Source organism: Flavobacterium panacagri (assembly GCF_030378165.1).
Lineage (GTDB): Bacteria > Bacteroidota > Bacteroidia > Flavobacteriales > Flavobacteriaceae > Flavobacterium > Flavobacterium panacagri.
In genome coordinates, this window is the sequence record NZ_CP119766.1 from 1,272,396 (window position 1) to 1,284,661 (window position 12,266).

Below are 12,266 nucleotides of genomic sequence, written 5' to 3' on the forward strand. Positions count from 1 at the left end.
TGTGTTTTATTTCTGTTATTTTTTTGCGAAAATAAAAGCAGAAGCCAAATGTAAAATAAAAATTTAGAAATCAACCATGAGCAAATGTGTTTTTTACATTTCTAAACGGTATAATGTGTTAAATTTTTGTGTTTGTAGCTTCTATAAAACGATAATTCTTACACTTTTATAAGATTTTTATAATGCACTTCTGATTGCTGTCTTAAAATTTCAGCACTTTTTTCAGGTGTTATGTCACGCTGTGATTCGCCCATCATTTCATATCCAACCATGAATTTCTTTACAGTTGCCGATCTTAACAACGGCGGATAAAAATGCATGTGGAAATGCCATTCAGGATGCTCTAATCCGTCGGTTGGCGATTGGTGGATTCCTGAAGAGTATGGAAAAGAAGTACTAAATAAATTATCATACTTCGTAGTTAACTGCTTTAAGATTTTAGCGAAAGCGGTACTTTCTTCCTCCGTAAAATTGGTAATTTTGTTTACCGCTCTTTTGCTTACAATCATAGTTTCATAAGGCCAAATTGCCCAAAAGGGAACCAAAGCAACAAAATGATCATTTTCGATTACGATACGATCTCCAACTCTCAGTTCGGCCTGAACGTAATCTTCTAAAAGAGTTTTTTTATTTTTATCGTAATATGATTTTAAGCTGTTTTGTGTTTTCTCAACCTGAGTAGGTAACGAAGACTGTGCCCAGATTTGTCCGTGCGGATGTGGGTTGCTGCACCCCATTACACTTCCTTTATTTTCAAAAATCTGAACGTGGTTGATGAATTTAATATTTCCTAAATCAGTATATTCTTTCTGCCAGGTTTTGATGATATTTTCGATATCGGCAATTTCCATTTCTGGTAAAGTCAAATCGTGTCTTGGCGAAAAACAAACCACTCTTGAAATTCCCTGTTCTGGTTTTGCCTTAAAAAAAGTATGCTTGATATCGTCTTCAAAAATAATTTCTTCCTGTTTCATGGCAGCAAAATCATTTTCAAAAACAAAACTGCTTTCGTATGCTGGATTATTTACTCCATTGGCACGAACATTTCCTGGACACAAATAACAAGTTGGGTCGTATTTAGGAAGTTCTTCTGTCGAAATTGTTTCGTTTTGTCCTTGCCAAGGGCGTTTTGCACGGTGAGGTGAAACCAATACCCATTCGTTGATTAATGGGTTGAAGCGTCTGTGCGGATCTTCATTAATGTCAAAATTTTTCATTGTAGTGTGTTGTAGTTTAAAGTAATGTTGTTCCGTTTGAGATTTTTACATCATAGAATTTTAATTCAATTCCAAATGTATCTAAATAAAGTTTCGAAAACTTACTTTTAACCTCATTTTCATATCCTTTTTTAACTAAATTGATGGTGCAGCCACCAAAACCGCCTCCCATAAGTCGAGAACCGATAATAGCATGGTCTTCTTTTGCAGTATCTACTAAGAAATCTAATTCTTCGCAGCTTACTTCATATTCTTGCGATAAACCGTAGTGTGTTTCAAAAAGTAATTCTCCTAAAAGTTCAATATTTCCTTGATCCAAAGCTTCGCAGGCTTTGATAACTCGGTTAATTTCTTTAACAACAAAATGAACTCTGCTGAAAACTTTTTCAGTCATTTTATCTTTAAGACTTAGAACTTGCTCTTCTGAAGCATCTCTAAAACTTTTTACTTCTGGAAAATGACTTTTTATGATGGCTAATCCTTCTTCACATTCAATTCTTCTGGTATTGTATTCTGAAGTAAAAAGGGAATGTTTTACATTAGAATCCAATAAAATCAAAGAATAGTCTTTAAAGTCGGCATTGTGATATTCAAAATCTAAAGTGTTGCAGTCTAATTTGATTACTTTGTTTTCTAAACCATGAACGCTTGAAAACTGATCCATAATTCCGCAGTTGATTCCAACCCAATGTTCTGCTTTTTGTCCTAATAAAGAAATATCTACTTTTTCAATCTTTAAATCAAAAAGAGATTTGATTCCGAAAATCATGCCGCATTCTAAAGCTGCAGAAGAGGACAATCCAGAACCAACCGGAATATTACTGCTGAAAACACAGTTGAAACCTTCAAAAGTAAATCCGTTATCCTGCAGTTGTTTGATTACGCCTCGAATATAATTTGTCCAAACCACATCACTCAATTTAACTTCCTGAGTTAAGTCGATTTCAAATTCTTCGTTTAAATCAATAGCGATAATTTTAGAGGTATTGGTGTTGTTTTTTTCAAAAGCAAAACAAATTACTTTGTCAATTGCTGCTGGTAAAACATAACCGTCATTGTAGTCAACATGTTCTCCGATAATATTGATTCTTCCTGGAGAAAGTACCGTTTTCTGCGGAGAAGATCCGAAAGATTTCTCAAAAAATGCAACGGTGTTTTGTATTAAAATATCATTCATTTTAGTTGTTGTAATTGTAATATTGGGTAAATAGTTAGTTTAAGTTTTCAAATTTGTATACTGTTTTTTGAGCATATTCTTCGCCTTTTTTCAAAACAGCATTTGGAAAATGTGCCTGATTTGGCGCATCTGGAAAATTTTGTGTTTCAAAACAAATGCCGCTTTGTGCATTGTAATCGACGTTTTCTTTTCCTTTTAGTTTTCCAAAACAATTCCCGCCTACATATATATGTACACTTGGCTGATCGGTATAAACATTCATTCGAAGTTTATTTTTTAAACTGATTAATTGTGCTACGATTTCCGTTTCAGAATTGACTACAAAAGAATTGTCAATTGGAAATGGACAGTTTTTAGGAGCTCTAAAATCAAAATCATGATCAGTTAAATCGGTAAAATCTCCTGTTGGAATATTATCTGAATTTGTTTCCAGCATTTTAGCCGATTTGATAAACATCTGCTGTTCTAAAACATTTCCATCATGTCCGTCAAGATTAAAATAACTGTGATGCGTTAAATTAATAATCGTGTCTTCTGTTGAAGTTGCTTTATATTCTAATTTTAATTCGTTTTCTTCTGTCAAAGTATAAGTTAAGTAAACCGTCATTTCGCCAGGGAAATTTTCGTCTAAATGTTGGCTCAAAAGACCAAAAGTAATAGATGGATTTTCGCCAGTTTTTGCATCGGTCACACTCCAAGCTTTTCTTCCAAATCCCATTGTTCCGCCGTGAAGCGTATTTCCATTATTGTTTCCATCAAGCTGAAATTTTTTATCGTTCAGACTAAAAGTGGCTTTATGAATACGACCGGCGTAACGTCCAACCGTTGTTCCAAAATAAGGAGCACTTGGTAAATTATACGATTCTAAATACGATTCCAGATTATTAAACCCTAATACAACATCGGTTAATTTTCCGTTCAAAGGAATCTGGATTGAAGTTACAGTTGCACCATAATTGATGATTTGAACTTTCATTCCGTTTTTATTCACTAATTCAAATGAATAAATTTCTTCTTTATCAGGCATTAAACCAAACAATTTGCAATTATGAGTGTCTTTTAAATGAGATATGTGTTTTATTTCCATATAATTTTTACCAATAATGAAATCCAAAAATAGAAACATTCTCTATATTTGCATACCAGTACCTACCAGTTTTTAATATTAATAGTCAAAATGACTTTATTTATGAACATCATTTCTATCCAAAATAATATTGGTCTTCCAAAATATAAGCAGATAATTCTTTCAATAGAAAAAGCTATTGAAGAAGGAAATTTGGTCAAAGGAGACCGTCTTCCTTCGGTAAATAAAGTCTGTTTGGCGTTTTCTTTGTCGCGTGATACAGTGCTTTTAGCGTACGATGAATTGAAGAAAAGAGGAATTATTTATGCCATTCCTGGCAAGGGATATTATGTTAAAAGCATTGAAATCACTATAACTCAGAAGATTTTCCTGCTTTTTGATGAGTTGAATATTTTTAAAGAAGACATTTATAATTCGTTTCTAAAAAATATTGGAAAGAATGTTCAGGTCGATATTTTCTTTCATCATTTCAATGTTCAGGTTTTTAAAAAACTGATCAATGACAGCAATGGAAATTACACCAAATATATTTTGATGCCGACGAACTTAAACGATATAGTCGATTCGATAAAAACCCTACCAGTGAATGATGTAATAATTTTAGATCAGACGAATTCGGACTTAAAAATATTTCCAGCAATTTATCAAAATCACCAAAAAGATATTTATGAAGGTTTGATGAAAGGCAAATCGCGGTTATCAAAATACAAAAAACTGATTTTGATTTTCCCAGGTTTCAGAGAACCGCCCGGAATGAAAATTGGTTTCGAATCGTTCTGTCAGGATTATGGTTTTGATTACGAAATTATTTCTGATTTCAGCAATCAAACTATCGCTTTGGGAGATTTGTATATTATCCCTCACGATCGTGATCTTCTTTTGGTTATCGAAAATGCGATGGCAAGAAAATTAAAATTAGGAGAAGATTTCGGAATTATCTCTTATAATGAAACACCATTAAAGAAAATTGCTGCAAATGGAATTACCACAATTTCAACCCATTTTGAAATGATGGGAAAAATTCTAGCTGATATGGTCTTGAAAGGAACAAAAGAACAGATCGAAAACAAATCTGCTCTTATATTGAGGAATTCTTTATAATTTTTTCCCGCAGATTTAGCAGATCGGGAAGATTTTTTGACAATTGATCAGCTAAATCTCCTAAATCTGCGAGAGAATAAATAAAGTTCTTATAAATTGAGTGCAAAGTTATTTTGCAGTTTTTCTTCGTATTTCTCTTTATTAAAGGTGTATAAATAAGAACCTTTTCGAGAAGACTGCATGTCTTTTTCGTCTAATTTATTTAAAATATCAAGAGAATTAATTTTGCTGATGAAATTTCGTTTATCCAATTCTTTGCTCAAAATCGCTTCATACAATTCTAAAAGCTGACGCATCGTGAATTTTTCAGGTAGCAGTTCAAAACCAATTGGTTTTACAGATGTTTTATAGCGAAGTCTCTTAATAGCATTTTGAACCATTTCGTTATGGTCAAAAATCAAGTTTGGCGCATCGTTAATCGGGAACCATTCTGCATGATAATTCTGAATCAATTCTGCATTATGGTTTTCGATATTAATCAAAGCAAAATAAGAAACGGAGATAGTTCTTTCAACAGGATCACGGTCGATTTCGCTGTAAGCATATAACTGCTCCATATAAATATCATTCAGACCTGTATAGGTATTTAAGATTCTGGTTGCGGCACTATCTAAAACTTCGTCGCGTTTTAAGAAACCTCCAATCAAGGACCATTTTCCTTTTTCGGGCTCAAAATCTCTTTGGATTAAAAGGATTTTCAAACCCTCATTGTCAAATCCAAAAATGATGCAGTCTACTGCCAGTAACACTTTATCGGCAGAACTATAGCTGTTTAACATATATAATTAATTTGGATTGTAAATATATAAACTTCTTAAAACGTATCATAATTTATTAATGTAGATTTCACACTTACATAAATAACTCTTCAAAAGTACTCTTAAAAAAGTAACATTTTACATAAAAATAACATTCAAAACTTTATTTTAAGATTTTTTTAAGAAAAAAACAGGACAGTAAAGGATAGTTTTTATGTAAAACAAGATCAATTTTTTTAAAAACGCCTAAAAATAAACAGTAATTTACTTACAAAATATTTTTTTTTTTGAATTTAAGCTATTAAAAAACAGATTATTTGTTATTTTTTTAATCGTTTCAAATTTTGATTAAAAATGAGCTTTTTTTTAAAAAGTGTATTTTTTACACAATTAAAACTGTAAAAAGCTTCTTTTTTTTGAAAAAACCACTAAATTTTAAATGTTAATTAAACACTTAATTTATGATATGTGTTTTTTTTGAAGCTTTTTTTTGTGATATTAATTTGTTTTCGTGGTTTTTTTTTAGTTAAATTTACAAATGTAAGATTAACACTTATTAACTAAACAACTAACCAACCTTAAACCAACCACTATGAGAACTAAGCAACAATTAGTTTTGTATTGCAATTTTCTATTGCCAAAAACACAATGGATTTTAGCAGTTTTAATGCTGTTATTTTCAGTTAATCAAATGTCGGCTCAGGGCAAAACGATTAACGGAGTTGTTACATCTGCGCAGGACAATTTGCCTCTTCCAGGTGTAAACATTATGATTAAAGGAACCAAAACAGTGGCCTCAACTGGATTCGATGGAGAATACTCGATTAATGCATCTTCTGGAGATGTTTTAGTCTTTTCATTTATAGGATTTCAAAACAAAGAGATAGTCGTAGGAAGTCAATCCAAAATAGACGTTTCTTTGGGAGAAGACACTAATAAATTGAACGAAGTAGTAGTAATTGGTTACGGAACTCAAAAGAAATCAGACTTAACTGGTTCTGTGAGCGTTGTAAATTTAGAATCGGCAAAAAAGGTAGTTACCTATGACGCAGCAAAAATGCTTCAAGGTCAGGTTCCGGGAGTTACGGTGCAGTCATCAGGAGAGCCTGGAGGCTTTGTAAATGTGAAAATTAGAGGTATAACTTCGTTTAGCAATAATAATCCACTTTTTGTGATTGATGGAATTATGGTCGATTCACCTTATGATTTTGCTCCAGGAGAAATAGAATCGATGCAAGTTCTTAAAGACGCTTCTTCGGCAGCGATTTATGGTGTGCGTGGTGCAAATGGAGTTGTAATTATTACTACTAAAAAAGGTAAGGCTGGAAAAATGGACGTTAAATTCAAGTCTATTGTTGGTCTTCAAAATGTAGCTAAAAAATGGGATGTTACCGATCGTGTAGGATATCAAAAAATTACCAGCGAAGCAGAACGTAACAGAGACATTAGAGCAGGAGTTCCAGTAAGCATTGCTCCAGGAAATGATCCAACAAGCCCTTATTATATTTCAAATGTTAATACAGATTGGCAGAAAGAATCTTTCCAAACTGGTGTTGTACAAAATCAAGCTTTAACATTTACTGGAGGTGCAGAAAGTATAGCTTACAGTTTTAATGTTGATTACTTTAAAAATACAAGTTACATTAAAACGCCTCAGGACTATGAGAGATTATCAACCAACTTAAATTTAAATGGTAAAAAAGGAAAATTTAAGTATGGTGCAAAAATAGCTTATACACAATCTGATAAGGAGATTTTTAATGAATATAATGCTGGGCAGACTGTTGTCAGCGATATTTTAGGTGCAGTCCCTACTATGCCAGTTTACGATTCAAACAGACTAGGTGGTTATGGAGGTACAGATAACCTGACGCAGAGAGCTATTTCTATGAATCCAATTGGATACAATAATCTGATTGATAACAATGGGAAAAGAAACCGTTTCATAGGAGATGTATGGGGAGAAATTGAAATAGTGAAAGGACTTAAATACAAATTGGATGTAAGTTATGACAGAACAGACTGGGAAAACAGAAAATTTATTCCGCCAAGTGATTTAGGCTGGTATTATATTACAACAAATGATGAAGCGTCTTTGGATGTTGAGACTGGAAATGAGTTAAGAACGTTTTTGAACAATCTATTGACTTATGAAGTTACTCTTGGCAAGCACAAATTTGATGCTCTTGCAGGTTGGATTCAAGAAAAAAGAGACTATCATAGGTATAATATGAGAGGTGTAGGTTACACTCCAGGGGAAATACCAATGCTTCAATATGCTGATGCCAGAAATGCGTCGGAGTATAAATTTACGATTACTGGAGTATCTTATATTAGCAGATTAAATTATTCTTTTGATGACAGATATTTAGTGCAGGCTAACTTTAGACAAGACAAAACGTCTCTTTTCAGCGAAAAAAATAATTCGGCAAATTTTTATTCTTTTTCAGGAGGATGGAAAATCAGCAATGAGAAATTTTGGACATTGCCAGAGTGGATAAGCAACATTAAACTTAGAGGAGGTTACGGTACATTAGGGAACAATACCATTTCTCAATATTTCTTCGCCTCAACAGTAAACAGTTTTGCGGGTTACGATTTTAATAATGAGCTTGCTCCAGGAACAACTGTAGTAGCAGCGCTTGATCCTAATGTAAAATGGGAAAAATCGATAAACTCAAATGTTGGTATAGAATTAGGTTTCTTAAACAATGATTTACAGTTTACAGCAGAATATTTCATTAAAAAATCGGATGATTTATTATTAGGCGTGCCGCTTCCTTTTTCAACAGGTGCATTTCCGGCAAGTGTGACAACAAATGCGGGATCAATGAAAAATACTGGGGTAGAGTTTACAGCAGCTTACAGCAATCATCATCATAAATTCAAATATGATATTTCAGCCAACTTTGGAACACTTAAAAATGAAGTGACTAAAATTGGTGTAAACGGAAATCCTATTTATGGCGCAGTTTCTAAAACAGAAGTAGGAAGATCTGTTGGTGAAATGTTTGCTTGGGAAGCAATTGGAATTTTCCAAAATGCGGCTGAGGTAGCGGCTTCGCCAACACAAACAGGTGCAGCTCCGGGAGATATTAAATTTAGAGATGTAAATGGAGATGGAATCATTACAGATGCCGATAGAACTTTCCAAGGAGTAACAATTCCTAAATATGGTTTCGGATTTAATTTCAGCGCTTCTTATTCCAACTTTGATTTTTCAATGTTTTGGCAGGGAGCAGGCGGTAACAAAGTATTTAATGCAATGTACCGAAATTTAATGATTGGTCAATATACGAACCATCATACAGACGAACTGAACTATTGGACACCAACCAATACGAATACAAATGTTCCTGCTCCGGTTATTGGAGATCCAAACGGAAACAGCAGAGACTCTAACAGATTTATCGAAAGCGGTGATTATGTGAAACTGCAAACTATGGAAATTGGCTATAACATTCCGCTGAAAGATAAATTTATTCAAAAAGCAAAGGTTTACCTGAATGGTCAAAATCTGCTGATTATTTCTAAATACAAAGGATATGATCCAGATTTTAATAGCGACGGATTAATCTCGAGAGGATATGATGCAGGATCTTTCCCAAATCCGAGAACAATTTCTTTAGGAGTAGAAGTAAGCTTCTAAAATAGGTCTAACCATTAAAACGTATTAAAATGAAATCTAAATTTTTTAACTATATAACTGTTTTTTTTTCACTGGCTTTGGTAACAACAAGCTGTGTTGATAATGAAGATTTGACTCAGCTAGATCCTAATAATGATGCAGTTGATTCATTTTGGAAAACAGATGATGATGCATTGAAAGGAGTAAATGCAGCATACGGAAGTTTATTGACAGACGGGACTTACATGAGAAGTACACCATTATTGCTGGATGTAAAGGGAGACGATTCCCGAACAAACAGTCCATGGGGTTCTATGTATAATGTTGGACATTTCAACTCAAATGTTGCTGATGCAGCGATCTACGGATGGGCTTACGAAACATACTATCAGGGAATTTATCGTGCAAATCAGGTATTGACAAGCGTGCCAGGAATTGAATTTAAAGACGAAGCTTTAAAAAACAGAATCTTAGGACAGGCTTATTTTTTAAGAGGTTTGTTCTTGTTCCATGCTGTAAATATGTTTAAGAACGTTCCAGTTCCAACAGAATTAGCAGTTTATTATCCGCAGAAAACCCAAGAAGAAGGATGGACGCAGGTTATAGCAGATTTTAAAACAGCTGCTGAATTACTCCCAAATTCTTATACTGGAGTTTCGGGATTAGATGCAGGACAAAAAGGTCGTGCGACAAAAGGTGCAGCCTTAGGATATTTAGGAAAAGCTTATTTGTTCACTAAAGATTTTGCAAATGCAAGAACTACTTTTAAACAAGTGATCGATTTGGGTGTTTATTCTTTGGTTGCTAATTATAGAGACAACTTTACGACAGCGAATGAAAACAATTCAGAATCTCTTTTTGAAGTGCAATTCAGCCGTGATGCTGGTGGAGTTGATTTAGGATGGGGAGGTGCTCCTGCTTCAGGCTGGGGGAAAACATCGGCTAGAGCAATTACTTATGCACCACGTGCTTTCGGATGGACAGACGTACAGCCAACTTGGGCATTGTTTAATGAATTTAAAGAAGAAAAAACAAGAACTGGAGAAGACGATCCTCGTTTAGACGCTACTATTTTCTACAATAAACCAGGAACAAAATTATACGGGAAAGATTTTGCGACTTTCTACGCTTCAAGTCCTGCCGATCTTAATGATCTTTTTTGCAGAAAATACCAAAATTCTGATGGTGAATTTGCAGACGAATACGATTGGCGTTCTGGAATCAATGAGCGTTTATTGAGATATGCAGATATCCTTTTAATGTATGCAGAATGTTTGAACGAAACAGGCGATACACCAGGAGCTTATACTTATATTCAAATGGTAAGAAACAGAGTAAATCTTCCAGACTTATCGACAACAAAACCAGGAATGAACCAGGAGCAGATGAGAGAACAGATTGGTCACGAAAGATTTTTGGAATTCCCTCTTGAAGGACATCGTTTTGATGATATTCGTCGCTGGGGTTGGCTGGATAATCCAACAAAGCTGGCATGGTTAAAATCAAGAGATGCAGAATTCAATTCTTATACAAAAGGAAGAGAATATTTCCCGATTCCACAATTGGAAATGGATAACAATCCAGGAACAAAACAAAATGACAGTTATTAAGTTTAAAGTCTCAGTTCTCAGTCGAACTTGTATACTGTGGCTGAAAACGGAGGTTAAAAAATAAATTTGAGTTAGTTTGAATCTTGATATCATGTGAAGGCTTAAAAATCTTCACATGATATTATAACTAAAAAACCACTATGAAAAAAGCAGTTTTAATTACATTTCTTATTACGTTTTGCAGTCAGTTAAATTTCGCGCAGACCACAATTACCATTAAAAATACGGCCGATGCGCCAACAATTGACAAAAATATTTACGGTCATTTTGCAGAGCATTTAGGACGTTGTATTTATGGAGGATTTTTTGTGGGTGATACTTCGAAAATTCCAAATACAAACGGAGTAAGAAATGATATTATTAAGGCTTTAAAAGAGTTGAAAATTCCAAATTTACGATGGCCGGGAGGCTGTTTTGCTGATACTTACCATTGGAAAGACGGAATCGGACCAAAAGAACAAAGACCAACTATTGTAAACAAATGGTGGGGGGGCGTAACCGAAGACAACAGTTTTGGAACACACGATTTCCTGAATATGTGTGAACTTTTAGGAGCAGAACCTTATTTATCTGGAAACGTAGGAAGCGGAACAGTTCAGGAATTAGCCGACTGGGTTCAGTACACAAACTTCAGTGGTAAAAGTCCGATGAGTGATTTACGTCAAAAAAATGGAAGAAAAGAACCTTGGAAAGTCAAATACTGGGGAATTGGAAATGAAGCATGGGGATGCGGAGGAAATATGACCGCAGAATATTATGCAGGAGAATATCGCAAATATGCCACTTTCATGTCAGACTGGGAAAATACTGGAGGAATCACACGTATTGCTTCAGGATCAAACAGCTCTGATTACAATTGGACAGAAGTTTTAATGAAAGGCATTCCACTAAATATGTTAGGCGGAGTGGGAGTTCACCATTATGCTGTAATTGACTGGGGTAAAAAAGGAGACGATAGAAATTTTACTGAAGAAGGATATTTCAAAACGATGCAGTCGGCTCTAAAAATGGAAGAATTAGTTACCAAACATTCAGCTATTATGGACAAATACGATCCAAAGAAAAAAGTAGCCATGATTGTTGACGAATGGGGAGGCTGGTATGAAGTAGAAAAAGGAACGAATCCAGGATTTTTATATCAGCAGAATACCATGCGTGATGCTGTTTTAGCTGGAGCAACACTAAATATTTTCAATAATCATTCTGATAGAGTTCGTATGGCAAACTTAGCGCAATGTGTTAATGTGTTACAAGCCGTAATCCTTACAGATAAAGCTAAAATGATTGTGACGCCAACCTATCATGTTATGAAAATGTACAGTGTTCATCAGGATGCTAAATTGCTGCCAGTAAGTTTTACATCACCAGATTATACATTTAACGGAGAAAAACTTCCAGCAGTTTCAGCATCAGCATCAAAAGATAAAAATGGAGCGATTCATATTTCATTAGTGAATGTGGATGCAAAAAATAAGAACAAAATCGAAATTGATGTAAACAATTTGGGCGTGAAAAACTTCACAGGAACTGTAATAACATCAGCTAAATTACAAGATTACAATTCATTCGAATCACCAAATAAAATTGTTCCAACAGCTTTTAAAGGTTTTGAAAACAAAAAAGGAAAACTTGAAATCACAATTCCTCCTTTTTCAGTAGTTGTTTTAGAAGGAAAATAAAATAGAAGG

The 12,266-nt window shown here is 34.1% G+C and carries 8 protein-coding genes; 4 read left to right on the top strand and 4 right to left on the bottom strand.

Annotated features, from left to right (window positions below; all coding sequences use genetic code 11):
* Nucleotides 1-158 precede the first annotated feature (158 nt).
* From P2W65_RS05830 to P2W65_RS05840, 3 genes are read right to left on the bottom strand one after another with little or no spacing between them, the layout of a single operon-like run.
* The gene (locus tag P2W65_RS05830; RefSeq protein ID WP_289664142.1) at nt 159-1,217 is read right to left on the bottom strand and encodes a UDP-glucose--hexose-1-phosphate uridylyltransferase; all 1,059 of its coding nucleotides are present in this window, start codon (nt 1,215-1,217) and stop codon (nt 159-161) included.
* Between the two features lie 16 nt (nt 1,218-1,233).
* The gene (galK, locus tag P2W65_RS05835; RefSeq protein ID WP_289664143.1) at nt 1,234-2,394 is read right to left on the bottom strand and encodes a galactokinase; all 1,161 of its coding nucleotides are present in this window, start codon (nt 2,392-2,394) and stop codon (nt 1,234-1,236) included.
* Nucleotides 2,395-2,428: 34 nt separating this feature from the next.
* Nucleotides 2,429-3,481: an aldose epimerase family protein gene (locus P2W65_RS05840; RefSeq protein ID WP_289664145.1), complete on the bottom strand. Its 1,053-nt coding sequence runs from the start codon at nt 3,479-3,481 to the stop codon at nt 2,429-2,431.
* Nucleotides 3,482-3,583: 102 nt separating this feature from the next.
* On the opposite strand from P2W65_RS05840, the gene P2W65_RS05845 reads away from it, so the two are divergent.
* On the top strand, nt 3,584-4,582 hold the full coding sequence (locus P2W65_RS05845; protein ID WP_289664147.1) for a GntR family transcriptional regulator: 999 nt from the start codon (nt 3,584-3,586) through the stop codon (nt 4,580-4,582).
* Nucleotides 4,583-4,671: 89 nt separating this feature from the next.
* On the opposite strand, the gene P2W65_RS05850 is transcribed toward P2W65_RS05845, so the two are convergent.
* Entirely contained in the window at nt 4,672-5,361 is a 690-nt protein-coding gene (locus tag P2W65_RS05850) for an NUDIX hydrolase (RefSeq protein WP_289664149.1), read from the bottom strand.
* A 571-nt stretch (nt 5,362-5,932) separates the two neighbouring features.
* Between P2W65_RS05850 and P2W65_RS05855 the strand changes: the two genes are divergently transcribed.
* The 3 genes from P2W65_RS05855 (at nt 5,933) to P2W65_RS05865 (ending at nt 12,257) form a co-directional block, all read left to right on the top strand.
* On the top strand, nt 5,933-8,989 hold the full coding sequence (locus P2W65_RS05855) for a SusC/RagA family TonB-linked outer membrane protein (protein ID WP_289664151.1): 3,057 nt from the start codon (nt 5,933-5,935) through the stop codon (nt 8,987-8,989).
* A gap of 29 nt (nt 8,990-9,018) precedes the next feature.
* Nucleotides 9,019-10,578, top strand: coding sequence for a RagB/SusD family nutrient uptake outer membrane protein (locus tag P2W65_RS05860; protein WP_289664153.1), 1,560 nt, complete (start codon nt 9,019-9,021; stop codon nt 10,576-10,578).
* Nucleotides 10,579-10,718: 140 nt separating this feature from the next.
* Complete coding sequence (locus P2W65_RS05865) at nt 10,719-12,257, top strand: alpha-N-arabinofuranosidase (RefSeq protein WP_289664155.1); 1,539 nt, start codon at nt 10,719-10,721, stop codon at nt 12,255-12,257.
* Nucleotides 12,258-12,266 lie beyond the last annotated feature (9 nt).